Here is a 24,056-nt window from a genome sequence, read left to right as displayed (position 1 = left end):
CGCCGACAGTTCCGCGTACCACCAGCGCAGTACCCGCCGCTCAGCCGCGCCGAGCACGGACGCCCCGCCTGTTCACGGTCGCGCGGCGTCGTTCAGGTCGTCAGGGGTTGATGACGGGGGCCAGGGCGTCGCGGACGGCGGTGCTGACCGTGGAGTCCGGCACGTCCACGTACATGTCCGGGGATGGGCCGGTGTCGAAGTAGCCGAGCGTCGTGTAGTTGATGACGCTCGGGCAGCTGGCGCCGGTGACCTGAACGCGCAGGTCGGCCACCACGTGGCCGGTCAGGACCTCGACCACGCGGATCGGAACGGCGACCTTGTGGAACGACACGGTCCTGGTCCCGAAGACGCTCGTCAGACCTGCGTCGGAGTCGTAGTCGCAGCTCTGGACGACGTCCCCGTACTCCTTCGGGCTGACGCAGATCACGAGCGGCGCCCTGGCGACGTCGTCCACCAGCCAGTCGCCCGGCAGCTGGTTCGTGTAGGTGTTCTGGCCGTGGAGCACGGCCCGGTTCGGCGAGGCGGCGCGATACGGGGTCGCGCCGCTCCAGGTGACCGGGTCCGAACAGTAGGACGTGTCCGGACCGGCGCCCAACGCGGCGCGTACGTGATCCAGCTCGATCGCTCGGTTGGCGGCGACGAGTCCGCCGAAGGCCTTGGGGGCCAGCGGGCTCTTCGGGTAGCCGTCGAGCAGCCGCTGGTAGGAGGACTTCGCGCCGTTCCAGTCCTTCGCCTGGAACTCGCGATCGCCGCACCCGAGGAGCGCCGACGGCGCGAGGCGGGGGACGGTGGCCCTCGCCTGGTCCCGGACGGCGTCCCGCGTGCTGTAGGCGCCGAGGGTGTCGAGCACCTTGACGGTGTCGCAGGGGTTCGAGAGCGGCAACCGGCCGAGGAAGTCGTCGAGGGTCCGCAGGACCATGCGGCCGTGGTCGGGCCGCGCGGCGAGAACGGCCGAAAGGTCCTTCAGCGCCGGTGGCAGCGAGCTTGGGTCGCTGTTCGTGACGACCGCGTCGAGGCGGCCCGCGGTGTCCCCGAGCCGGCCGCAGACCCGCCCGGTGCCCGCACCGCGGACGGCACCGGGGGCGTCCGCCAGATAGTCGCCCGCCCAGCGGTCGGCCAGGGCGGCGGTGGCGCGTGGGCAGTCGCCGGTCCGGACCGCGGCGGTGACCCGGCTGTTGATCGAGGCGACGTGGACGCGTAGCAGGGTGGCGGCCACCAGGACCGGCAGGAAGAAGGCCGCACCGAGGAAGAGGCGACTTCTGCTCCCGGCCCGGCGGCGCCGCTGCGGCCAGCCGCCGGCCAGGTACCAGCCGTGCGCGACGAGGGTGAACCACCACAGCAGGACGACGATCTCGAACCACAGGGTCCGCGCGGCGGTGCCGAGGATGATGAGCAGCACGAGCGTGACCAGCCCGGTGAGCGCCGCGAGTCCACGGCGGCCCAGCATCAGGTAGCCGACGTTCAACAGGGACGCGTTTCCAAGTGCCACGGCCACCGGGTCGCTGTTGACGGGTTGTGCCAGGTCGGCGGTGCCCTCGGGGCCGGGCTCCGGCGCGCTCACGAAACAGTTCCCGCGCTGCCGTCGCGCGCGGCGTGGGCTGACATCCCGCGACCCCCTCAGCCGAGCCGGGGCCGGCCCGGCGGGTCCGCTGCATGGTAGGGGTGCGGCGCGCCGCTCTGAGTTGGTTTTGCGCCAATCTTCCGCGGTCATCCAGGCGACAGCGGGAGTTCCTGCCACGGCCGGACGGCGCGTGGCGGGAAGGTGCTGCGCCTGGGTTTCTTGCGAGTGCGAGCGGGCCCATGCTAGACAGTCGCTAACGAAATTTGGCGATCGCCAAATCGTGGGCACCGCGTCTCCAGGACAACGTCGTCCGGGACGCGGTCTGTCCGAGGCCTGGAAGGCGGCAGGGTGACCGACTGGAAGACCATCGACTTCTTCAACGACACGTCACTCGTCGAGGATCCCTATCCCTACTTCGACGACCTGCGTGCCCAGTGCCCGGTGCTGCCGCTGCCGCATCTCGGGGTGGTCGCGGTGACCGGCTACGACGAGGCGCACGAGGTGTACCGCGACGTGGACACCTTCTCCTCGTGCAACTCGGTGATCGGCCCGTTCGCGACCTTCCCGGTGCCGCTCGAGGGCGACGTCGGCGCGATCATCGATCAATATCGGGACCAGATCCCGATGAACGAGCACATGGTCACGATGGACCCGCCGATGCACACCCGCGAGCGCGCCCTCGTCATGCGGATGCTCACGCCGAAGCGGCTCCAGGAGAACGAGGCGTTCATCTGGCGGCTGGCCGACCAGCAGCTCGACGAGTTTCTCGCGGACGGCCGGTGCGAGTTCATCCGCGCGTTCGCGCAGCCCTTCGCGATGCTGACCGTGGCGGACGTCCTGGGGGTGCCCGAGGCGGATCACGAGCGGTTCCGCAGCGGTTTCGGCCTGACCGCGACCCCCGGTGAGGTCGGCGCCGGCGGCGGGCACGAGGACGAGCTGAACGCCCTCGGGTGGCTCGACGACACGTTCGCCCGCTATATCGAGGACCGCCGGACGGCCCCGCGCAATGACGTGCTGACGCAGATGGCGGCCGCGACCTACCCGGACGGAAGCATTCCGGAGGTGGTCTCGGTCGTCCGCGCGGCCACGTTCCTGTTCGCCGCCGGGCAGGAGACCACCGCGCGGCTGCTTGGCGAGCTGCTGAAGTACCTCGCCCAGCATCCGGACGTCCAGGACGACCTGCGGGCGCACCCCGACCGCATCCCGGACCTGATCGAGGAGACGCTGCGCGTCGAGAGCCCGGTGAAGACCGACTTCCGCCTTACCAGGCGGGCCACGAGCATCGGTGGCGTGGAGATCGCGGCGGGTACCCCGGTCATGCTGCTCAACGGCGCGGCCAACCGCGACCCCCGGCATTTCGAGTGCCCGGCCACGGTCGACATCGACCGCAAGAACGTTCGCCAGCACATCGCCTTCGGCCGCGGCGTCCACTCCTGCCCCGGCGGTCCGCTCGCCCGCGTCGAAGGGCGGATCAGTCTGGAGCGCATCCTCGCCCGCACCCGCGACATCCGGCTCTCCGAGGAACACCACGGGCCGGCCGGTGAGCGGCGTTTCCGCTACGAGCCGACCTGGGTGCTCCGTGGCCTGACCGAGCTTCACCTGGAGTTCACGGCCGTCGAGGGAGCAGCCCGATGAGCAGGGTCGCAGTGGTGACGGGTGGCGCTTCGGGTATCGGCCTCGGTGTGGCCCGGCAGTTTCTCGCCGACGGCTACCAGGTCGCCATCCTCGATCGGGACGGCGTCGCGGCGCAGGCCGCCGCCGCCGACCTAGCGGCCGCCGGCAAGGTCCTGGCCATCGAGACCGACGTGGCCGACCGGGCCGCCGTCCAGGGCGCGTTCGACCGGGTGCGGGCCGAGCTAGGGCCGGTCGGGATTCTGGTGACCAGCGCGGGCATCGAGATGTTCACCCCGTTGCTCGACATCACCCCGGAGACCTGGGAACGGGTGCTCGCCGTCAATCTCACCGGGACGTTCACCTGCGTCCAGACCGCCGCGGCGGACATGATTGCCGGTCGCTGGGGCCGTATTGTCACGATTTCCTCGTCCAGTGCGCAGTCCGGCGCGGGAAACATGGCGCACTACACGGCCTCGAAAGGCGGCGTCATCGCGCTGACGAAGTCGCTGGCCCGGGAGCTCGCCCCGCACGGCATCACCGTCAACACCATTCCGCCGACCCTGGTCGACACACCGATGGCGCGTAAGGGCGAGGCCGACGGTGACATTCCAGGGGTCGACCTGATCGCGTCCATGGTGCCGCTCGGCCGGGCCGGCACGGCCGCCGACATTGCCGCTGCCTGTTCCTACCTGTGCTCCGACGGCGGGAGCTACGTCACCGGTCAGGTCATCGGCGTCAACGGCGGCATGTATATCTGACCGGCCCACCGGGCGGTGTCGGCGGCGAGAATCAAGGCCGCCTCGGGCGGCCGGACGGACCGTGGCTGGTTGCCGCCGCGTTCTGGCCCGGCCGTCCGATCTCCGTGTGGCCCTCGTGCCACACCGACCGGGCACCGAGGCCGTGCGGCCGTCCCGACGGTGGGCCTCCGGCGACTCCACGTCGCTTTCTGGCCGCAATGTGGCCGTGGGACGGCCGCAGGTGGGACGCGGCTCGCAGGTCCGGTGTGCGGGAGGCCGCGCTGCGATATGAAGGACAGATGGTCAGCCAACATCGGACGCCGGCGGAGCCGGGGAGGCGCGAGCAACTGCTCGACGCCGCCGAGTGGCTGCTGCTGGAGGAAGGCTACGCCGCCGTCACCTCGCGGCGGGTGGGCGCCCGAGCCGGCCTGACACCCCAGCTGGTGCATTACTACTTCCACACGATGGACGACCTTTTCCTACAGGTATTCCAGCGACGTGCGGAAGTCGGCCTGGCGGCGCTCCGCGAGGTCATGGGTTCCCGCCCGACATTGCGGCAGCTGTGGGACCTGCGCGAGACCGGTCTCACGACCACGAGGTTCAGCCTCGAGTTCATGGCGCTGGCCAACCACCGCAAGGTGATTCGGTCCGCACTCGTCGAGTACTACCAGCGCTATCGCCAGCTCCAGCTCGACGCGTTCACGGTGGCCCTCACCGACCGCGGTGTCCCGCCCGAACGGTGCCCGCCGTTGTTCGCCCAGCTCGCAATGATCGGGATAACCCAGATCATGACGATCGACGCCGACCTCGGTGTCGCCTACGACTTTGAATCCGTGAACGCCTACATCACCCGTCTGATCGAAGAAATCGACGAGCGGTAACGCCCGGGTTGCGCCGGGCGGCCAACCATTTCATCAGGCCTCCTGGGCCGGATAGACGGTGAGATCGGTCGCTTTGATCGTGGCCCAGACCGGCGTGCCCGGGGCGAGCCGGAGATCGGCGAGCGCGGCGGCCGTGATGTCGGCATGGATCGGTGGCTCGGAGGCGATGCTGACGCGGACCCGGTCACCGAACGGCTCGAGGGTCTCGACCGGGCCGGCCAGCACGTTGCGCGGGCTGCCCTGCGGAGGCTGGTCCGTGTACAGGGCGACCGCGGTCGGGCGGATCGCGACGAGAACGGCGGTGCCCCTCCCCGGCGGCGGGCTGTCGGCGGGAACGTGGAGCTGCCCGCCGCCATCGAGGGTGACCAGGTCGCCACTCGCGGTCCCCGCGTAGAGGTTGAGGCCGACGAGGCGGGCCACGTAGCGAGTACGGGGGCGGCGGGCGACCTCGGCGGCCGGGCCCTCCTGGACGATGCGGCCGGCCTCGAGGATGACGATCCGGTCGGCCAGGATCATCGCGTCGAGTGGGTCGTGGGTGACGAGCAGCACCGGCGTCGGTGAGGCGGCGAGCGTGCGGGCGAGGTGGGCCCGTACGTCGGAGCGGGTGGCGACGTCGAGGGCGGCCAGCGGCTCGTCGAGCAGCAGGAGCCGGGGCGCGGGTGCCAGCGCGCGGGCGAGGGCGACGCGTTGCGCCTGCCCGCCGGACAGCTGGCCGGGCCGTCGGTCGGCGTGGTCGGCGAGGCCGAACCGGTCCAGCCAGCCGTCCGCGAGCTGGCGGGCCCGCCGCCGCCCGGTGCGCTCGCGGGCGCGCAGGCCGAAGGCGACGTTGTCGCGGGCGGACAGGTGCGGGAACAGCAGGTAGTCCTGGAAGACGACGCCGACCGGCCGGCGGTGCGCGGGCCTGAACAGGCCGGCGGCCGGGTCGTCGAGGACGTCGCCGTCGAGGACGATGCGCCCGGAGGTGATCGGGGCGAGCCCGGCCAGGGCGCGCAGCAGGGTGGTCTTGCCGGCGCCGTTCGGCCCGAGCACGCAGGTGACCTCGCCGGGGGTCACCGCGAGCGACACCTGGACCGTGAAGGCGCCGACGTCGACGACGATGTCCGCGACCAGCCCGGCCGGCGCGACCGGGCCGGTCGCGGGCGTGGGCCCGGCGACCACGGCGGTCTGGTCCGGGGTGGTCATGCGGCTGCGATCACGCCCCTGGCGCCGGACAGCCAACGGCGCCGCAGGGCGATCAGAACGGTCACACAGACCACGAGCAGCAACAGGGACAGCGCGATCGCGGCGTCCGGGTCGTTCTCCAGCGCCAGGTAGACGGCCAGCGGCATCGTCTGGGTGGTGCCCGGGAAGTTGCCGGCGAAGGTGATGGTGGCGCCGAACTCACCGAGCGCGCGGGCCCAGCACAGGACGGCGCCCGCCCCGACCGACGGGCCGATCATCGGCAGGGTGACCCGCCGGAAGGTCAGCCAGCGGTTGGCGCCGAGGGTGGCGGCGGCGTCCTCGAAGCGTCGATCGGCCGCGGCCAGCGCGCCCTCGACGGACACGACCAGGAACGGCATGGCGACGAACGTCTCGGCGATCACGACGCCGGTGGTCGTGAACGGCAGGGTGATCCCGAAGAGGCTGTCGAGGTAGCGGCCGACCACGCCGTTGCGGCCGAAAGCGAGCAGCAGCGCGACGCCGCCGACGACCGGGGGCAGCACCAGCGGCAGCGTGACCAGCGCCTGGAGCAGGGACCGGCCGGGCAGCCTGGTCCGCGCGAGCACCCAGGCCAGTGGCACCCCGACCAGGATCGAGATGCCGGTCGCCAGGGTCGCCGTCTCCAGCGACAGGACGAGGGCCTGGCGGACCTCCGCCTGCCCGAGCAGGCTCGGCAGCCGTCGCCACGGTGCCCGGACCAGCAGCCCGACGAGCGGGAGGACCAGGAACGCGATGGCCAGGCCGGCGGGCAGGGCCAGCGGCCAGGGCGCCCATCCCTGGCCGGCGCGCCGTGGCCGACCGCGCCCGCGCCCACCGCCGGTGGCGAGGGACTGGGCGGGGCCGGTCACGGGCGGGGCGGTCACGGCTGGGCGAAGCCAGCCTTGGTCAGGACCGTGCGGCCGGTCGCGGACAGCACGTAGGCGACGAAGGCGTCGGCCACGGCCTTGTTCTTCGACGCGGTGAGGGCGGCGATCGGGTAGGCGGTGGAGGCGTTCTCGTTCTCCGGGATCTCGACGCCCAGGACCTTGCTGCCGGCGGCCAGCACATCGGTCTTGTACACCACGCCGGCGTCGACCTCACCCAGCTCGACCGTGGTGAGCACGCTCTTCACGTCGGGACCCTCGGTGACCGGCTTCACCGTGATCTTGGCCTTGTCGAAGGCACTGTGGGCGACGACGCCGCAGGGCACCGCGGCCTGGCAGAGCGCGACCTTGACGCCCGGCTTCGCCAGGTCCTCGATGGTGGCGATGTGCTGCGGGTTCGACGGCGGGACCGCGATCTCCGCCTCGTTCGTCGCGAACGTCGTCGGGTTGGCGGCGTTGTGCTGGTCGGTCACCTGGGTCATGTTCTTGGTGCTCGCGGAGGCGAACACGTCCGCGGGGGCGCCCGAGTTGATCTGCGTGGCCAGGGTGGAGCTGGCGCCGAAGCTGAACTTCACGGTGACGCCGGGGTGCGCGGCCTCGAAGCTCTTGCCCAGATCGGTGAAGGTCCCGGTCAGCGAGGACGCCGCGAGGACCGTGATCGTCCCGGACAGCGCCGGGGTGCTCGACGCGCTCGGGGTGCCGGCGGCACCGCCGGAGCTCGAACCGCAGCCGGCGAGCACGACGACGGTGACCACACCGGCGACGGCTGCCGCCGCGGGGCGGGGTATGCGCATGAGGATCCTCCAGCAGCGAGGTGGGACGACTCGAAACAGCGGGTGGGACGGCGTCGCGTCGATGCGACAGGGTGGGTCGAGGCGACAGGTGGGTCGAGGCGACAGGGTGGGTCGAGGCGACAGGTGGGTCGGCGCGACAGAGCGGGTCGATGCGACAGGGCGTTCAGCGATGCTGCTGGGGGACCTCGACCACGACGTTCGTCGCCTTGACCGCGCCGACCGCCAGTACCCCGGGCTCCAGGCCGAGCTCGTCGGCGGCCTCCCGGCTCATCAGCGAGACGATCCGGTGCGGCCCGGCCTGGATCTCCACCTGCGCCATCACGCCGTCTCGCTGGACCCGGGTCACGATCCCGGGGAAGCGGTTGCGGGCCGACTCGCCGACGATGACCGCTCGGCCGGCGGGGGATTCGAGGCCCTCGGCGAGCTCGGTGGCGAACTGGGCCAGCACGGTGCCCTCGATCGCCTGACGGCCCGACTCATCACGGACCGTCGGCAGTCTGCCGATGTCCGCCCAACGGCGGACGGTGTCGTCGCTGACCCCGAGCAGTCCCGCCGCCTCGCTGATCCGGAAACTCGGCATGGCGGAACGGTACCCCCCGCACTTACGGAAACATCGGCAGAACGGTCCCGAGATTACGGACATCGGACCGCAAAGACAACGGGAATGCGGAAGCCTGCGCCTGTCCGGTGGGTCAGGGGTTGGCCGGCGTCGCTGGGTCGCCCGGGGTCCGCGGGATCGCCGCGGGGTCGGCCCAGCGGTACGTGGAGTGGAAGAAGCCGCGGACCGGCCGGCCCCCGACGCGGAGATTGTGGGTGATGGGCACCGGTCCGGCCGGGTTCGCGACGTCGAACGAGAGGGCGACGTCGTCGGCGCCGTCGAGCGGTGTGTTCGGGTCGTAGACGCGCAGCGTGACCGTCGTGTCGACGAGGTCGTAGCCGTAGGCGAGGACCTGGTGGTTCAGGCCGAGCTTCAGCGGGTCGGCGGAGTGCACCGTGATGATTCCGAGGGCCGGCAGCCGGCCGGAGTCGAGGTCGGTGCGGACCCGCGGCCACTCGTCGACGACCGTGATCCGGCCGAGCCCGGGGCGACGGCCGAGCGCCCAGGTCACGTCGGCGTCCCTGGTCGCCTGGAGCCGGTAGTAGCGCAGCGCGCCGCGCGGCAGGTCCCAGCTGTCGAACAGCCGCCGGACGATGTACCGGTAGAGGGGGGAGCCCGGTCCGGGCGGGACGGTGTCGGGCGGGGGCTCGCGGCGCGCCTCGAACAGGTCACGAACCGCGAAGATCATGCCGCCGCACAGCCCGCGGCTCGCGTCGCCGATCGGGATGCCCTTGCCGAGGCCCGGTATCCGCACCGCGAGGACCGGCTGGTGCGGGAAGTCGTTCGTGAACTGGAAGGCCGAGGTGCTGGGCCGGAACCCGCTCGCCCCCACCGCCGTGCCGCCGATCATGCCTAGCTCCAGACATCGCAGTGGTGCGCTGACCAGGTGCCGGCCACCGCCGCGACCTTGGCCGGGGTCAGCAGCATCCGGTCCTGGCCGCCGCGGACGGTGCGGACGTCGAACCGGGGCCAGGCCGGCGGCGATCCGGCGGTCGTCGCGCCGCCGCCCGGATCGCCGGTGGCGGCGAACCGGGTCCAGTAACCCACCATCGCCCTGGACAGCGAGATCCGTCCCGCGGTGGTCAGCTGGGACGCCGACGTCGAGGGGAACAGGTAGTCGAGATCCCAGCCATGGGTGGCGCCGGTGCCGAACTCGGGCGAGCTGGCCGGCGCGTCGGGAACGTCGAACTCGTAGAGGTAGACCGGCTGCTGGGCGATTCCGGTGGCCAGCTGCGCGAACGTGGTCGTCTGACAGGTGAACATGTCGTCGGTGATGATCCGCGCCAGGCGTTCCCGCGGCGGGACCTGGCCGGCCGGATAGGCGGCCAGCACCCGGTCGGCCCGATCCGGGAAATGGGTGCGGATCAGGGCGTCCACGCCCCAGTCGGTGAAGGGGCCCTCGGTGGCCCAGTGGTTCGTGAACGGCCGGCCCTCGTCGGTGATGGTGCCCATCAGCAGCGGTACCCGGGCCAGCCGGCCGTCCCAGAGCGCCTGGGACGGGGTGAGCGGCAACGTCGTCCCGCCCGTCGTCGGCGCGAACGCGAACGCGCTGAAGATCTCGGTGTCGTCGGCCGCGGCGGTGACCAGCTGGTCCGCCGAGCGGGTCCGCATGCAGACCGCCGCGGTCACCGGGTCGGGGCAGCCGAGCCTGGCCGCGAGGGCCAGCCCGGTCTGGGCGGCCTGGGCCATGGTCGGCAGCTCCCAGCTGCACGGGCCGCTTTCCATGATCGCTCGTTGGAACAGCCCGGTCGCCGCTGGCGCGGCCAGGAGCGCGCAGACATTCACCGAGCCGGCCGACTCGCCCATGATCGTGACATTGTTCGGGTCGCCGCCGAACGCGGCCGCATTGGTGCGTACCCAGCGCAGCGCCGCGATGAGGTCCTCGGTGGCGAAGTTCCCGGCATCCCCCGCGCCCAACGACGGCAGGACCAGGTATCCGAGCGGTCCGAGCCGGTAGTTCGTCGTCACGACGATCGCCGGGCCGCCGGTCACCAGCGCCGACGGATCGAAGGTCTCTCCGGTGCCGCCGACGAAGGCCCCGCCGTGGATCCAGAGGATCACCGGCAGCCGACCGGTCAGCGGGGCCCCCGCCGGCCGGCCGAGCGAGAGGTAGAGACAGTCCTCGCTGGAGATCGCGGCGAAGGCCCCGTCCTGCTTGCACGGTGGTCCGCCGACGGTGCCGTTCCGGACGCCTGACCACGGCGTCGGCTGGCGCGGCGCGGTCCAGCGCAGCGTCCCGACCGGCGGCGCGGCGAACGGGATGCCGTGGTAGCGGTCCATCTTCCCGGTGCGCTGCCCGCTGATTCGGCCTTCGGTCGTGGCGACGACCGGCGGCGGCGCGTCCGGGTTGGCGGTGTAGCCGGCCGGTGAGGTGACTGCCGCGGGCTGGCTGCGCGGCGGGGACCTGTCCGCCCCGGACGTGCAGCCGGCCAGCCCAGCGGTGGCGACCAAAAGGCCCGTCAGCAGGGCCGTCAGCCGAGCGTGCCTGCGCATCTTCGGCCCTCCCGGTCAGGCGGACCCACGTGCTGGGCGCGGTCGCCTGGCTGACGGTCGACCGGCGCGGCCCGGTGCGACGACGGATCTTTAGCCGTCGAGCGTAGTCGGACCGGTGCCGCCTCACCTCGGCGGTGTGGCCTGGTTCGTGCCCCGGTGAGGGATCGGGGAGTTTCGTGCTCGTGCGGTGGGTGGCCTGGCGGTCACAGTGGTCGTGACGTTCGCGGTGGTCGTGACGGTCACGGTGGTCAGCCCCGGTGGGCGCGGCCGACCCGTAGCCGGCGCCAGCCGGAGCCCGCCGCCCCGGCCACCTGGACCGCGGGTACCTCGGCGGGCCCAGCCATGGGCTGGTCCAGCTCGGGCTCGCCGTCGTCCGGCTCGTCGTCCGGCTCGATGTCGTAGGGGTCGGCGTCGGACGCCGGCCCCTCGACGCGGATCGGACGCGGCTGGTCGTCGTGGTTCGCGGACGGCTGACGCGGCACCGTCGGCTCGGCCTCGGTGGCGAGCGGCCGGCGCTCGATGAGCAGCATGGCGAGGTCGTCACGCAGGTGCCCGCCGGCGTGCTCGGTGACCCGTTCGGTCAGCCGGTCGAGCGCCTCCTCGGGAGTGCCCTCGAGCAACAGGTCGAGATGGTCCTCCAGCGGGAAGAACACCCCGTCCGGCGAACGCGCCTCGATCAGTCCGTCGGTGAACAGCAGCAGGCGGTCGCCGATGCTCCAGCGGGCGGACGACGGGGTGAACCGCTCGGCGAGCCCCAGCGGCGGGCTCGGCGACTTCAGCAGCACCTCACCAAGACCGGTGGCCGGTTCGACCACGGAGCCGGCGCCGTCGTCGGCCAGACCCGCGGGCTTCGCCGAAGGCCGAGACAACAGCACGGGCGGGTGATGACCGGCCGAGCAGAGGCTGAGCCGGCCGTCGGGGTGGATGTCGACCAGCAGCGCGGTGACGAAGTCCTCCGGGCCCGCCTCCCGGTTGACGGCCCCGGCGCAGGCCGCCGCCACCTGCTCCGGCTCCAGCCAGGTGACCGCGGCCTCCCGGAAGGCACCGAGGACGACGGAGGCGAGCCTGACGGCGGGCAGGCCCTTGCCGCGAACGTCGCCGATGATGACCCGGATCGTGTGCCGGGTGGCGACGACCTCGTAGAGGTCCCCGCCGACGGTGGCCTCCTCGGCGGCCGACAGGTAGCGGGCCGCGAACCAGGCGCCGTCGATCGTCGTGGGCACCTCCGGCAGCAGCGCCCGCTGGGCGACGTCGGCGACCGCGCGCACCCGCATGAGCTCGGTCTCCCGGTGGCGCAGCTCCGACTCACGGCGGGACCGGTGGATCGCGATCCAGACCGCCACCGCCGACTGCGCGGCGACCAGCCCGATGGCGGCCAGGTGCTGCGAGTTCAGGAAGCGGTGGTCCCACAGGCCGGACACCACGGCGACGACGACCGCCAGCGAGCCCATCGCGGCGGTGCGGCGCGGGCCGCGGGCACCCGAGACGAGCAGGGCGGCCAGTCCGAAGTACCCGGCCATGGCCACGTTGGTGAGCAGACTGATGCCGACCGCGCAGCACAGCACGGCCAGCCCGAGCGCCAGCGCCCGGTCCAGCTTCCAGGGCATGAGGCATTGTCGCTGTCCACCTGCCGGCACTGGGCAGGTACCGCCGGATTCATCGGGGCGATATACGCCGTGTGGCCTCTTCGACCGGAAATTCGCACCCGGAACCGGGCTTGGACCGGTCAGGCCGCCGACGGGGTCGCGCCAGCCCGCTGACCCGGACGCCTTTCGTACCAGCGCTGCGACCGCTCCAGCTGGGCGGCGAGCGAGATCAACAGGCTCTCGCTGTTCGCCGGGCCCATCAGCTGCGCACCGAGCGGCAGACCGGTGGCCGTCAGACCGGCGGGCACGTTGACTGCGGGCCAGCCGAGCACGTTCCACGGCCAGGTGAACGGGCAGGCGGCGACGATCGCGTGGTCGGTCTCCCAGTTCGTCGGGCGGTTGAGCTCGCCGACCCGTGGCGGGGGAACCGCGGTGGTCGGCGCGAGCAGCACGTCGACCGACCGGAACACCCGCCCGATCCGCCAGCGTGACATCGGCTCCGCGGCCCGCGCGGCGAGCAGCAGGGGGCGCAGCATCCGGCCGGTGCGGGCGTTGGCGACGGTGCGGCCGTCCAGCAGCTCCGGATCGGGCACCCGGTGGGCCCAGTCGTCGATCGCCTCCAGCGAACGCGGCAGGAAGATCACGCCCAGCAGGCCGTAGGCCGGGTCCGCGGGGACGACGTCATGCCCGAGCTCCCCGAGCGCCGCGCCGACCTTCTCGACCGCCTCGCGCACAGACGGGTCGAGACTGGCCGACATGCCGCTGTAGGGCACCTTCAGGGACAGCCCGATCCGCAGCCGGCGCGGCTCGCGGCTGGCCGAGGCCTCGAACGGCTCCTCCGGGGCCGGCGGGCGGTCCCGGTCGACGGGCGCGCTGCCGGACAGCACGTCCAGCAGCAGGGCCGCGTCGCCGACGGTCAACGCCAGCGGGCCGAACGTCGTCAGGCCGTTGAACTGCTCGGAGACCGGCGCGCTGGAGATCCGGCCGCGCTGTGGCTTGATGCCGACGAGGTTCGTCCAGGCCGCCGGGATCCGCACCGAGCCGGCGCCGTCCGAGCCGACCGCCGCCGCGACCAGGCCGGCGGCCACCGCCGCCGCGGCCCCGCCTGAGGAGCCGCCCGGGGTGTGGTCGAGGTCCCAGGGGTTGCGGGTGACCCCGAACGCCGGCCCCTCCGTGAACGGCCACTGACCGAACTCGGGGGTGTTCGTCTTGCCGACGATCACCGCCCCGGCCGCCTTCAGCTTGCGCACCATCTCGCTGTCGGCCTGCTGCGGCGGGAACTCGCCGCGCGCCCCGAAGGCCGTCGGCTCGCCGGCGAGGTCGGTGTCGTCCTTGATCGCGATCGGTACACCCAGCAGGGGCAGCCGTTCCCCCGCGCCGATCCGCCGGTCGGCCGCGTCGGCCTCGGCGAGCGCGGCCTCCGGCCGTAGCCGCCGGAACGCGTTGAGCGTCGACTGGGTCGCCTGGATGCGATCGAGCGCGGCGCCGACGAGCTCGCGCGCCGAGACGGCACCACCAGCGAGCGCCGTGGCCTGGTCCCGTAGGCCCAACAGGTCGTCCCGCACCCCGACCTCCCCGAGTCCGCTGCCCAGGAAAACCGTAGCCGACCGCGGCCGCCAGGCTCCTCCCTTCGCCCGAAACGCGCTGGTCAGCCGGTTTCCGCCGCGCGGCGGCCGGCTCGGGTCCCGGCGGTTGGGCCCGCGGCGCGGTGGGGCGGGTGCGATGCCCCACCGTGGTCCGCGCGGTCTTTCGGTCACGCCGCCCCTGTTGGGGTGTCCTTGCGGTGAAGAACGACGGACTATCTCCTTAGCATCACGGGTAGCTCAAGTAATGCGCATTTTGCCGACCATGGCCCGTCTTGCGGGGTGTGGCCGGTGATGTGGGGCGGTCGTTCGCGGCAGCACTCCGCGGCCGGTCGCACCCGTTGGCGATCATTCACCACCGACCGGAGCACCAAGAAGGGATCGAGGTGACCGAGCCAGACAACTCGTCGGAGTCCGCCGGGACCACGCCGGAGGGCACCACCGAGCCCCCGGCCCCCTACTCCGCGTTGTCCGATATCGCACCCGCCGACGACTACCCCACCCCCAGCCAGGAGCCACCCGGCAGCCTGAACGGCGCTTCCGGCGCGAACGGGCACCACCCGGCGGACGCCAGCGAGCCGGCGGCCGAGGCAGTGTCGGCCGGACAGTCGGCGTCGGCCGGACCGTCGGGCGAGGACGCGCCGGCGGAGCCGGCCGACGGCGAGCCGGTCGGTCCCGGGGTGCTCGCCGGCGCGCGCCAGCGGGTCGGCCCGGCGGTGGCCACCGTGCGGGACAAGGTCGGCCCCGCCGTCGCGAAGGTCGGCCCCACCGTCGCGACCGCGCGCGAGAAGGTCGCGCCCGCCGTCTCCAGGATCGGCCCGGCCGTCTCGACGGCGAAGGATCTGGTCGCCCCCGCGGTCTCGACAGCCAAGGACAAGGTCGCCCCGGCGGTCTCCACGGCGAAGGACAAGGTCGCCCCGGCCGTCGCCAGCGCGCGCGAGAAGGTGACGCCGCAGGTGGCCGCCGCGACGGAGCTCACCAAGACCGCGGCCGGCAAGGTCCGCTCCCAGGCGGGCGAACACCCGTGGGTGGCCACCGCGGCGGAACGTGCCGCTGCGGTCGCGTCCAGCGGGAAGACCGCGCGCGAGCTCGGCCAGGAGGTCCGGCGGCACCCCGCCGTCGCCGGGGGTGCTGGCGCGGCGTTCGCCGCGGCCGTCGGGACCCTGTGGCTGCGGCTACGGTCCCGCCGCGGGCCGGACGCCTAGAGGCTCCCGCGCTGGCGGGACCAGGACCTGCCAGGTCCTGACGAGGCTCCCACCGGTCCGCGTCCCGTCGTCCCCCGGCCGATCACGGCCGTCGGGACGCGGGCCGGGACGGGAACCTCCCTGCTCTCAGCCGAGAGCGTCAGGCGATGTCTGCCGGCTGACACCCCCTTGTCATCGGGCGATCCGTCTCATAGGTTCTTCTCAACCTAAGATTTTCTCAATACGAGAAGAACGAGTGGCTCGGCGAAGAACGGCTCACGACGGAACGGAGAGCTCGATGGCGGACGGCGGCCTGGCCGGTGGCGGCGCGGCGGAGGAGGCCGCGTTCCTCGCGTCCTACGACCCGCGCGACTACGAGCCGGTCGCGGTCACCGTCGACGTCGTAGCGCTCACCATCCGGCCGGTCGAGACCCCGGCGGGGGAGGCCGTCCCCACCCTGCACGTACTGCTGGTGCGGCGCGGGCTGGCGCCCTTCGCGGGCCGGTGGGCCCTGCCGGGGGGATTCATCCGGACGACGCTCGGGCCGGATGGCTCGCGCGCCGAGGAGGACCTCGGCGCGGCCGCCGTCCGGGAGCTCGCGGAGGAGACCGGGCTGGCCGCGTCACCGGACCGGCGAGCGGCCGACCGCCGGCTCGACCGGATCCACCTGGAGCAGCTAGGGACCTACGGCACTCCGGGACGCGATCCGAGGATGCGGGTCATCTCGGTCGCCTACCTCGCCTTCGCGCCTGATCTGCCTGATCCCACCGCGGGTGGCGACGCGGCCTCGGCCGCCTGGCTTCCGGTCACGTCGGTCGATCGGGACGGGATGGCCTTCGACCACGCGCGAATCCTCGCGCACGGCCTGGAACGAGCCAGCTCCAAGCTCGAGTACACGCCGCTGGCCACCGCGTTCGTGGCCGCCGAGTTCACCGTCACCGACCTGCGCGCCGTCTACGAGACGGTCTGGGGCCAGCCGCTGCACGCGCCCAACTTCCACCGCAAGGTGCTCTCCGCGCCGGGGTTCGTCGAGGACACCGGTGCCACCACCGCCAGCGGCGGCGCCCGGGGCGGCCGCCGGGCCCGGCTCTACCGGGCCGGCCCGGCTCGGCTGCTGCACCCCGCGCTGCTGCGCCCCGGGAAGGAGGACCTCCGATGATCACAGAAGCCGCCTCGCCCGCCGCCGGAACCGACTCGACGGCACGACCGCCGGTCACGTTCGACGAGATCGTGGACCAGGTGCTGCGGCGGGGCCTGCCCGCGTCGGAGCTGTTCGGCCCGCTCGACCCGGCCGGCACCCAGGCACGGGAGGCCTCGCGCACGGCGCGCCGCGCCTACCGGACCATGGCCCGCCAGGTCCACCCGGACGTCGCCCCCGCCGGCCGGCGCGCGGATGCCGCGGCCGCCTTCGCCCGGCTCACCGAACTGTGGTTCGCCTACCAGGGCAGCGCCGCCGAGGCGCCGACGAGCCCGGGCGCTGGCGAGCGGACCGGCGCGGTCGTCGTCGGCCGCGCCCGGCACGCCTACACCGTCGGCCGCCCGCACGCCGAGGGCGACCTGGCCGTCCTGTACCGGGTCGATCACGTCGAGCCGGCGGACGGCCGCCCCGCGTCGGACACCCTGCTGTGCAAGATCGCACGTTCGGTCGACGACGACGACCTGATCGCCCGGGAGGCGACGGCCCTGCGGCGGATCGCCCGGCTGGGCGACCGCAGGCACGCCGCCTACGTGCCGATGCTGGTCGACACGGCCCGGCTGGCGGACGGCGGGTCCACCCCGGCTCGGCGGGTCAACGTGCTGGCTCGCCTGGACGGCTTCGTCACGCTGGCCGAGGTGCGGGCCGCCTACCCGGCCGGGCTCGACCCGCGGGACGCGGTCTGGATGTGGCGACGGCTGCTGGTCGCGATCGGGTACGCGCACCGCGCCGGTGTCGCGCACGGCGCGGTGTTGCCGCCGCACGTGCTCATCCACCCGGCCCAGCACGGCCTGGTCCTCGTCGACTGGTGCTACAGCGCGATTCCCGAGCCGGCCGACGGCGCGGTCGTCGGCCCCTACCGGCCAGCCGCGGGACGGGACGACCCGAGCCGGCGGATTCCGGCCCTGGTCGCCGCCTACGCCGACTGGTACCCAGCCGAGGTGGCCCGCCGCGAGCCGCCGGCCGCGGCGACCGACATCGCGCTCGCCAGCCGGTGCGTCTCCTACCTGCTCGGCGACGAGGACCCGGCCCGGCTGCCCACGGCGGTGCCGGCGCCGATCCGGCGGTTCCTCACCGGCTGCCTGCCGGCGGCGCCGGCGATGCGGCCGGATGACGCCTGGCGGCTGCTCGGCGAGCTCGACGACCTGCTCGGGCGGATCTACGGCCCGCGTCGCTTCCGCCCGTTCGCCATGCCGGCGCCCGCGACCTGACCCCCGTTCGCCGGACGGCCCGAGCGCCGTCCCTTCTCTCCCTTTCGGCTGTTCGTTCTCTCGTTTTCTGGAGGTCATCATGGGTGGCGGAGCCTGGTCGACGGACGTCTACGACGCGGCCGCGAACTACCGCGCGAGCACGGGCGCGAGCGCGTTCGACTACAGCGACCGGATGCGCGGTGCCGGTCGCGCGATGAAGGTCCACGCGGAGCTGGACCCGTTCGGCGTGGGCAAGCGGGAGAGCCGTGACTCGGCCGAGCACCCGACCTCGCTGGCGATCTCGGTGCTCTTCGACGTCACCGGCTCGATGGGCTCGGTGCCGAAGGAACTGCAGGCCAAGCTGCCGTCGCTGTTCGGGCTGCTGCTGCGCAAGGGCTACGTCGAGCACCCGCAGATCATGTTCGGCGGGATCGGGGACGCGACGTGCGACCGGGTGCCGCTGCAGGTCGGCCAGTTCGAGTCGGACAACCGGATGGACGAGCAGCTCGGCAACATCATCCTGGAGGGTGGTGGCGGCGGCCAGGTCATGGAGTCCTACGAGCTGGCGATGTACTTCATGGCCCGGCACACCGCGCTGGACTGCTTCGAGAAGCGCGCCAAGAAGGGCTACCTGTTCGTCATCGGCGACGAGAAGCCGTACCGGAAGGTCGACGCCGGCCAGGTCCGCGACCTGATCGGCGACCAGCTGCGGGTCGCCATCCCGACCAGGGAGATCGTCGAGGAGCTGGAGCGGACGTACAACGTCTTCTTCATCATCCCGGCCGGGACCGCGCACGCGCAGGACCAGGAGGTGCTGGCGACTTGGCGGGAGCTGCTGGGCGAGCGGGTGATCGAGCTCGACGACCTGGGCCTGGCCTGCGAGACGATCGCGCTGACGATCGGCATCCTTGAGGACTCGATCGACCTGGACGAGGGCCTTGACGACCTGCGCGACGTCGGTGCCGGCGCCGCCGTCGCCCCGGTCGGCAAGGCGCTCGCCCGGATGCGGGCCGGCGCCCCGGCCCGCCGCGAGATCACCGCCGGCCGCGACGGTCAGCCGCCCGCGCGGCGCGGCGGAACCGGCATCGCCCGGCTCTGACTCATCCACCCGGGCACACCCGCCCCCCGGCGCGGCCCGATGGGCTGCACCGGCCCACCCAGACCCGGCGTCGAGCGACCAGGAGGAGCTCTCATGCGGCACACGATCGTCGTCGACCTCGGGTTCGGCGACGCCGGCAAGGGAACGGTTGTCGACCACCTCTGCCGGGTCGCCGCGGCGGACGGGCGGCCGGTGGCGGCCGTGGTCCGGTTCAACGGCGGCGCGCAGGCGGCGCACAACGTCGTCACCGACGACGGCCGGCACCACACGTTCGCGCAGTTCGGCTCGGGCACGCTCACGGGCGTGCCGACGCACCTGTCGCGGTACGTCCTCGTGGACCCGCTGGCGCTCGCGGCCGAGGCGGCGCACCTCGCGGCTCTCGGCGTGCCCGACCCGTTCGCCCGGCTGACGGTGCACGGGGACGCCCTGCTCACGACCCCGTACCACGTCGCCGCGAACCGGACCAGGGAGCTGGCGCGCGGCGGCGGCCGGCACGGCTCGTGCGGGATGGGCATCGGCGAGACCGCCGCCTACGCCCTCGCCCACCCGGACGCCGCGCCTCGGGCGCGCGACTGCGCCCGGCCGGCCCGGCTGCTCCGGCTGCTGACCGAGCTGCGGGACTGCCTGGAGGCTGAGCTCGGCCCGCTGGCGGGACCGGCGCGGGCCGGGGGCGAGCTGCCGCCGGTGGACGCCTGCGTCGAGGTGTTCGGTCAGTTCGCGCGGGCCGTCCGGCTCGTCGACGACCGGCACCTCGCCGAGCTGGCCCGGGTCGGACCGGTGGTCTTCGAGGGGGCACAGGGCGTGCTGCTCGACGAGTGGCACGGGTTCCACCCGTACACGACCTGGTCCACGACGACGTTCGCGAACGCGGAGAAGCTGCTGTGCGACGCGGGCGTGCCTGCCGGCGACGCCCACCGGCTCGGGGTGGTGCGGACCTACACCACCCGGCATGGCGCCGGCCCGCTGGTGACCGAGGACGCCGCGCTGACCGCCGCGCTGCCGGACCGGCACAACGGCACCGGCCGCTGGCAGGGGGCGTTTCGCGTCGGCCATTTCGACGCGGTCGCGCACCGCTACGCCGTCGAGGTCGCCGGCGGGGTCGACGCGGTGGCGCTGACCCACCTCGACGCGCCCAGCCGCCAATCGCTGGGAATCTGCCGGTCCTACGAGGTCAGCCCGGTCGGCCCAGTCGCGCAGCCGACTCCCGGCGGCGCCGACATCTCGGACTTTGACCACATTGGGCCGGCGGTCGCGCGCAACGCTGACCACATGGACGCGAGTGCTGTGCGTGACCCTTCCGGCCCGGCGGAGGCCGAGCCGGCTGGCGGCTCGCGGTGGGTCGAGCGCCTGGTGCCCGGCCCCTCCGGGGACCTGGCGCGAGCGGCGGAGCTGACCGGGCTGCTGTCGCGGGCCCGGCCCGTCCTCGACTCCCGTCCACCTGGCCCGGCGGACTGGCCGGACGTCGTCGCCGACGTGTGCGGTGCGCCGGTCACCATCCGCTCCCACGGACCCAGGAGCGGTGACAAGCACTGAACGGAACAGGTCCACGGCCACTGGTAGCCCCTGCCCCGGGTGGCCAGCCAGCGTGGACAGCGCAAGAACCGAACCCATGGAGGTTCGCCGTGTTGGAGTTCTACGTCTTCACACTGATCCTGGCGCTGGTCTTCGCGTCGGGCACCGTCTTCCTGCTGGTCCTGCTCCGGGTGCTGGAAGAGCGGCGAGACCTCGCTGACACCCGGCTGGCCGCCTCGATCCGAGCCCTGCAGGAGGACCGGCACGCGTAGCGTTCGGGCCATGTCGACCCAACCAGTCCCGGCCGGGCCGGACTTGGCGCCCGCGCTGGTGTTCTCGTCCGCGCCGGGCCGGTGGGTACTGATCGCGACCGTGCTCGGCTCGGGGCTCGCCGCGATCGACGCGACCGCCGTCGGGGTCGCGCTGCCCTCGATCGGGCGCGACTTCGGCACCGGGCTCGCGTCGCTGCAGTGGGTCGTGACCGCCTACACGCTCACCCTCGCGGGACTGCTGCTGGTCGGCGGCTCGCTCGGCGACCGGTTTGGCCGCCGCAAGGTCTTCGTGATCGGCGTCGTCTGGTTCGCGACCGCCTCGCTGCTGTGCGGGCTCGCGCCGAGCGCGTCCATGCTGATCAGCGCTCGGGCGCTGCAGGGAGTCGGCGCCGCGCTGCTCACCCCGGGCAGCCTCGCGATCCTCCAGTCCTCCTTCGGAGCGCAGGACCGCTCCCGGGCGATCGGCGCCTGGTCCGGCCTGTCCGGGGTCGCGACCGCCGTGGGGCCGTTCCTCGGCGGCTGGCTGGTGGCGGCCGTGTCGTGGCGGCTGATCTTCTTCCTGAACCTGCCGCTGGCCGTCGCCGTCATCCTCATCGCGGCCCGGCACGTCCCCGAGTCGACCGACCCGGCGGCGCCGCGGCGGATCGACCTGCGCGGCGCGGCCCTCGGCACGCTCGGCCTGGTCGGGCTCTGCTACGGGCTGATCGAGGGCCCGTCGCGCGGCTGGACGTCGGGACCGGTGATCGTGCCGCTCGTGCTCGGAGCCGGGATGCTGGTGGCCTTCGTGGCCGCCGAACGGCGCACCCACGAGCCGATGCTCCCGCCGAGCCTGTTCGCGTCACGCCAGTTCTCGGCGGCGAACCTGGTCACCTTCGTGGTCTATGCCGGGCTCGGCGGGGCGTTGTTCCTGCTCCCGATCGAGCTACAGGAGGTGGGCGGCTACTCGCCGGTCGAGGCGGGCACCGCCCTGCTGCCCATCACGATCATCATGTTGACGCTCTCGGCGCGGTCCGGGGCGCTGGCCGCGCGGATCGGTCCCCGGCTGCAGATGAGCGTCGGTCCGCTGGTGGCCGGCGCCGGGCTCGCGCTGCTGTCCCGCGCCGGTCACGGCGACGGCTACTGGCGGGACGTCCTGCCCGCGGTGATCGTGCTGGGTCTGGGGCTGGCGACGACCGTCGCGCCGTTGACGTCCACCGCGCTCGCCGCGGCGCCGGTGGAGAAGGCCGGCGTCGCCTCCGCGGTGAACAACGACGTCGCGCGCACCGCCCAGCTGCTCGCGGTCGCCGTCCTGCCCGCCGTGGCCGGCCTCGCCGGAGCCTCCTACCTGCAGGCCGGCGCGTTCAACCACGGCTTCCAGATCGCGATGCTGCTGGCCGCCGCGATCGCCGCCGTCGGCGGTCTCACCGCGGCCGCCAGCATCCGCAACCGGCCTGACCAGCGCGCGCCCCATCGCAGGCACCTGCGGCCCGCGCACTTCACCCACTGCGCCCTGGACGCGACGCCGGTCGCGACCACCGCGGACAACTGCCCGCTGGGCGCCGCGGACCGTCAGCCCAGGTACTCCGCCACGACACCGAGGTAGGCGTCGTTGAGCAGCGAACGCTGGCGGGACAGGAAGTGCAGGATGCGGACGCCGGCACCGCGGGCCTCGTCGACCGAGGAGAACGCCTTGGGCCGGCGGTTCCAGGCCGAGTCCAGGGTGGACACCTTCGTCCCGGTGGCGGCGATCGCCCGGACGAGCGCGAGCTGGTCCTCCCCGCCGAAGCGGTTCCACTCCTGGTGCCACCGGTTGAACATCCTGGACACCCGGCCGTTCTGGTCCCAGAGCATGACGCCGCTGTTGTAGTAGCGCCGGTCGCTCAGGCCGAGCTCCTGCATCAACTGGTATTCGGGTGCGCGCCGGTTCGGGTCGTTGACGCTGCGCGCGATGACGTCGGCGACCGACGAGTGCATGTCCGGCGCCATCGCCATGTCGCGGCCGGCGAGCAGCTCCCAGACCTCGTCGATCGAGGAGATGACGATCGTGTCGGCGTCCAGGAACAGCGTCCGCTCGAACGACCAGCGATTCAGCTGCGTCTTGTGGAAACGGGACGCGAAGCCGCCGGGGAGGCTGCCGACGACGAGGGTCTCGCATTCCAGGTCGACCAGCTCGTGGCTGGGCGCGTCGGTGATGACCCGCACCGGGCCGTCGTAACCGTGCAGGCGCAGCGTGCGCGCGCTGTCCGTGACGAGGTTGGCGTAGCTCTCGCCCAGGGCGAGATAGACGACGCCGCGGTTGGCGCCCGGCTTGCTGGGTCGCGCCCCCTGCCTGGCCGGCTTGCCGTTCTGTGTCGCCAGTCCGTTCTGTGCGGCCGGTCCATGGCCGTTCAGGGAATGGCCGTTCAGGGAGACGTCGAGCGGCGATGCCGAAAGCTGCTCGACCGACGCTTCGTCGCGCCTGTGGCGCAGGCCGTCGCCGCTTGCTCCGTTCAGGTCTGCCGCGGTGAGCTGCTTGGGGATGCTGGGCGGCGGGCTGACCGAGAGCCAGCCGATGGCCCTCGCGGCGAGCATGAAGTCGATCCGGCGCTGGATGTGGTCCGGCCGGCGGTGCAGGGCGTGCGGGTCCGGCAGCTCGCTGCGGTTCATCAGCGTCTCGGGATCCGGGTCGTTCGGCGTCAGGTAGTTGCGCAGCCCGGCGCACAGCCGCATCGCGACGCAGAGCAGCATGTCGTCCTCGGGGACCTGCTCCGCCATGTAGTTCATCAGCCAGCGGAGCTGGGCTATGTGGTGCAGGTTGCGGGTCCGGACGAAGAAGCCGCGGACCAGGATGTCGATCTCCCGTGCCTTGGGCAGCCGGCCGACGTTGCGGGCGGTGTAGACCCCGTCGGACGGGACGATCCGGCCCATCTGGCCGATCGAGCCGAAGCCGGGGAGCGACTCGGCGGTGTTCACGAAGTGTTCGACGCAGCGGGCACCGGGCAGCATGTCGTCGTCGACGAAGAACGTGTACTCGTGGTCGTACGCGGCCAGCGGCACGAACCTGGAGTACGGCCCGGTGTTGTGGCCCCAGCGGTAGACCCGGTCGGCGCCGGACAGCGTCGCCTGGGACAAGGTGTATTGGTCGTCGAGGTGGGTGTCACATACCGTCACCGTGCAGGGCACGGATTGCGCCTGTAGCGCGTCCACGATCCGCTCGACATTGCCTGGACGTTTCCAGTTAATGACGACAGCCTCTACCTTGTTCATGCCACCCGTCGACATCCGCCCATGACGAATACAGCGTTGAACACACGCCTGTCGGCGCGTGAAAAATTGGGTTGACCCGTGACCGGTCGTCGGTACGCCGCGTCGGCGCGGGTACCTGAGAACGGGGGGTTGACCGAAATGTTCGCACGTCAGCAGGCGGATTCTCAAGGGATCCGAAACCTCGACTGAAGTGTGACCTGCATCACATTATGTGCGGTTGGGTTTCCGTGCGGAGTCCGGCCGGCGTGCGTCGTGGCGGGATGCGCGCCGGGCGATGATGTATTTCGGACGCGTTGAGAGATGACGAACATGTTTCGTGTGGCTGAATCTTGCGTGCTGTTTCGGAAACATGACGAGTGGGCCGCGGGCGGCCGTCTGGACAAAGATGCGTACCCGACTCGCTACTTGACGTGACTGTCTTTGGGGCCGACGCGGCGACGGCGACGCCGAGACGCGAACAGGGTCGGCC

The 24,056-nt window shown here is 72.7% G+C and carries 20 protein-coding genes; 10 read left to right on the top strand and 10 right to left on the bottom strand.

What is annotated here, in order from left to right; all coding sequences use genetic code 11:
* Positions 1–100: 100 nt before the first annotated feature.
* Positions 101–1,561, bottom strand: coding sequence for a tol-pal system YbgF family protein (locus I6A60_RS05445; RefSeq protein WP_203018690.1), 1,461 nt, complete (start codon positions 1,559–1,561; stop codon positions 101–103).
* A 348-nt stretch (positions 1,562–1,909) separates the two neighbouring features.
* Between I6A60_RS05445 and I6A60_RS05440 the strand changes: the two genes are divergently transcribed.
* The 3 genes from I6A60_RS05440 (at position 1,910) to I6A60_RS05430 (ending at position 4,793) form a co-directional block, all read left to right on the top strand.
* A complete protein-coding gene (locus I6A60_RS05440; RefSeq protein WP_203018680.1) occupies positions 1,910–3,196 on the top strand; it encodes a cytochrome P450 in 1,287 nt (428 codons plus the stop codon).
* Positions 3,193–3,933, top strand: a complete 741-nt coding sequence (locus I6A60_RS05435; RefSeq protein ID WP_203018669.1) for an SDR family NAD(P)-dependent oxidoreductase — start codon at positions 3,193–3,195, stop codon at positions 3,931–3,933. The genes I6A60_RS05440 and I6A60_RS05435 overlap by 4 nt, the downstream gene beginning before the upstream one ends.
* A gap of 278 nt (positions 3,934–4,211) precedes the next feature.
* Positions 4,212–4,793, top strand: coding sequence for a TetR/AcrR family transcriptional regulator (locus I6A60_RS05430; RefSeq protein ID WP_203018667.1), 582 nt, complete (start codon positions 4,212–4,214; stop codon positions 4,791–4,793).
* 33 nt (positions 4,794–4,826) lie between these two features.
* Here the strand turns inward: I6A60_RS05430 and I6A60_RS05425 are convergent, their stop codons facing one another.
* From I6A60_RS05425 to I6A60_RS05390, 8 genes are all read right to left on the bottom strand, one after another.
* On the bottom strand, positions 4,827–5,975 hold the full coding sequence (locus tag I6A60_RS05425) for an ABC transporter ATP-binding protein (RefSeq protein ID WP_203018665.1): 1,149 nt from the start codon (positions 5,973–5,975) through the stop codon (positions 4,827–4,829).
* On the bottom strand, positions 5,972–6,841 hold the full coding sequence (locus tag I6A60_RS05420) for an ABC transporter permease (RefSeq protein ID WP_307873540.1): 870 nt from the start codon (positions 6,839–6,841) through the stop codon (positions 5,972–5,974). The genes I6A60_RS05425 and I6A60_RS05420 overlap by 4 nt, the downstream gene beginning before the upstream one ends.
* An 11-nt stretch (positions 6,842–6,852) precedes the next feature.
* Positions 6,853–7,650, bottom strand: a complete 798-nt coding sequence (gene modA / locus I6A60_RS05415) for a molybdate ABC transporter substrate-binding protein (RefSeq protein WP_203018653.1) — start codon at positions 7,648–7,650, stop codon at positions 6,853–6,855.
* 163 nt (positions 7,651–7,813) lie between these two features.
* A complete protein-coding gene (locus I6A60_RS05410) occupies positions 7,814–8,230 on the bottom strand; it encodes a molybdopterin-binding protein (RefSeq protein ID WP_203018651.1) in 417 nt (138 codons plus the stop codon).
* 112 nt (positions 8,231–8,342) lie between these two features.
* Positions 8,343–9,098: a hypothetical protein gene (locus I6A60_RS05405; RefSeq protein ID WP_203018639.1), complete on the bottom strand. Its 756-nt coding sequence runs from the start codon at positions 9,096–9,098 to the stop codon at positions 8,343–8,345.
* Between the two features lie 2 nt (positions 9,099–9,100).
* The gene (locus I6A60_RS05400) at positions 9,101–10,741 is read right to left on the bottom strand and encodes a carboxylesterase/lipase family protein (RefSeq protein WP_203018637.1); all 1,641 of its coding nucleotides are present in this window, start codon (positions 10,739–10,741) and stop codon (positions 9,101–9,103) included.
* A 248-nt stretch (positions 10,742–10,989) separates the two neighbouring features.
* The gene (locus tag I6A60_RS05395) at positions 10,990–12,348 is read right to left on the bottom strand and encodes a PP2C family protein-serine/threonine phosphatase (RefSeq protein ID WP_203018635.1); all 1,359 of its coding nucleotides are present in this window, start codon (positions 12,346–12,348) and stop codon (positions 10,990–10,992) included.
* A gap of 119 nt (positions 12,349–12,467) precedes the next feature.
* Positions 12,468–13,892 (bottom strand): amidase, encoded by a 1,425-nt coding sequence (locus I6A60_RS05390; protein WP_203018633.1) that lies wholly within the window; start codon positions 13,890–13,892, stop codon positions 12,468–12,470.
* A 404-nt stretch (positions 13,893–14,296) separates the two neighbouring features.
* Between I6A60_RS05390 and I6A60_RS05385 the strand changes: the two genes are divergently transcribed.
* From I6A60_RS05385 to I6A60_RS05355, 7 genes are all read left to right on the top strand, one after another.
* Positions 14,297–15,115, top strand: coding sequence for a hypothetical protein (locus tag I6A60_RS05385; protein ID WP_203018631.1), 819 nt, complete (start codon positions 14,297–14,299; stop codon positions 15,113–15,115).
* A gap of 277 nt (positions 15,116–15,392) precedes the next feature.
* Positions 15,393–16,253 carry an NUDIX domain-containing protein gene (locus I6A60_RS05380; protein ID WP_203018629.1) on the top strand — a complete coding sequence of 287 codons (861 nt, stop codon included), beginning with the start codon at positions 15,393–15,395 and terminating at the stop codon, positions 16,251–16,253.
* The gene (locus I6A60_RS05375) at positions 16,250–17,500 is read left to right on the top strand and encodes a molecular chaperone DnaJ (protein ID WP_203018627.1); all 1,251 of its coding nucleotides are present in this window, start codon (positions 16,250–16,252) and stop codon (positions 17,498–17,500) included. The genes I6A60_RS05380 and I6A60_RS05375 overlap by 4 nt, the downstream gene beginning before the upstream one ends.
* Positions 17,501–17,579: 79 nt before the next feature.
* On the top strand, positions 17,580–18,578 hold the full coding sequence (locus tag I6A60_RS05370) for a hypothetical protein (protein WP_203018625.1): 999 nt from the start codon (positions 17,580–17,582) through the stop codon (positions 18,576–18,578).
* 93 nt (positions 18,579–18,671) lie between these two features.
* Positions 18,672–20,111: an adenylosuccinate synthetase gene (locus I6A60_RS05365; RefSeq protein ID WP_203018623.1), complete on the top strand. Its 1,440-nt coding sequence runs from the start codon at positions 18,672–18,674 to the stop codon at positions 20,109–20,111.
* A gap of 89 nt (positions 20,112–20,200) precedes the next feature.
* Positions 20,201–20,362: a hypothetical protein gene (locus tag I6A60_RS05360; protein ID WP_013428087.1), complete on the top strand. Its 162-nt coding sequence runs from the start codon at positions 20,201–20,203 to the stop codon at positions 20,360–20,362.
* Between the two features lie 10 nt (positions 20,363–20,372).
* Entirely contained in the window at positions 20,373–21,944 is a 1,572-nt protein-coding gene (locus tag I6A60_RS05355) for a DHA2 family efflux MFS transporter permease subunit (RefSeq protein ID WP_203018620.1), read from the top strand.
* Here the strand turns inward: I6A60_RS05355 and I6A60_RS05350 are convergent.
* Positions 21,911–23,587: a glycosyltransferase family 2 protein gene (locus tag I6A60_RS05350; RefSeq protein ID WP_203018611.1), complete on the bottom strand. Its 1,677-nt coding sequence runs from the start codon at positions 23,585–23,587 to the stop codon at positions 21,911–21,913. The two genes, I6A60_RS05355 and I6A60_RS05350, sit on opposite strands and share 34 nt — an antisense overlap.
* Positions 23,588–24,056 lie beyond the last annotated feature (469 nt).

Source organism: Frankia sp. AgB1.9, from assembly GCF_016786355.1.
Taxonomy (GTDB): domain Bacteria; phylum Actinomycetota; class Actinomycetes; order Frankiales; family Frankiaceae; genus Pseudofrankia.
The sequence above is the reverse complement of the archived record's forward strand: the minus strand, read 5'-3'. Positions and strand labels throughout refer to the sequence as shown.

Coding starts and splice junctions, on each gene's coding strand:
- I6A60_RS05380 (WP_203018629.1), top strand. CDS start 15,393: ATGGCGGACGGCGGCCTGGCCGGTGGCGGCGCGGCGGAGGAGGCCGCG.
- I6A60_RS05410 (WP_203018651.1), bottom strand. CDS start 8,230: ATGCCGAGTTTCCGGATCAGCGAGGCGGCGGGACTGCTCGGGGTCAGC.
- I6A60_RS05400 (WP_203018637.1), bottom strand. CDS start 10,741: ATGCGCAGGCACGCTCGGCTGACGGCCCTGCTGACGGGCCTTTTGGTC.
- I6A60_RS05370 (WP_203018625.1), top strand. CDS start 17,580: ATGGGTGGCGGAGCCTGGTCGACGGACGTCTACGACGCGGCCGCGAAC.
- I6A60_RS05395 (WP_203018635.1), bottom strand. CDS start 12,348: ATGCCCTGGAAGCTGGACCGGGCGCTGGCGCTCGGGCTGGCCGTGCTG.
- modA (WP_203018653.1), bottom strand. CDS start 7,650: ATGCGCATACCCCGCCCCGCGGCGGCAGCCGTCGCCGGTGTGGTCACC.
- I6A60_RS05435 (WP_203018669.1), top strand. CDS start 3,193: ATGAGCAGGGTCGCAGTGGTGACGGGTGGCGCTTCGGGTATCGGCCTC.
- I6A60_RS05425 (WP_203018665.1), bottom strand. CDS start 5,975: ATGACCACCCCGGACCAGACCGCCGTGGTCGCCGGGCCCACGCCCGCG.
- I6A60_RS05375 (WP_203018627.1), top strand. CDS start 16,250: ATGATCACAGAAGCCGCCTCGCCCGCCGCCGGAACCGACTCGACGGCA.
- I6A60_RS05350 (WP_203018611.1), bottom strand. CDS start 23,587: ATGAACAAGGTAGAGGCTGTCGTCATTAACTGGAAACGTCCAGGCAAT.
- I6A60_RS05430 (WP_203018667.1), top strand. CDS start 4,212: ATGGTCAGCCAACATCGGACGCCGGCGGAGCCGGGGAGGCGCGAGCAA.
- I6A60_RS05365 (WP_203018623.1), top strand. CDS start 18,672: ATGCGGCACACGATCGTCGTCGACCTCGGGTTCGGCGACGCCGGCAAG.
- I6A60_RS05405 (WP_203018639.1), bottom strand. CDS start 9,098: ATGATCGGCGGCACGGCGGTGGGGGCGAGCGGGTTCCGGCCCAGCACC.
- I6A60_RS05355 (WP_203018620.1), top strand. CDS start 20,373: ATGTCGACCCAACCAGTCCCGGCCGGGCCGGACTTGGCGCCCGCGCTG.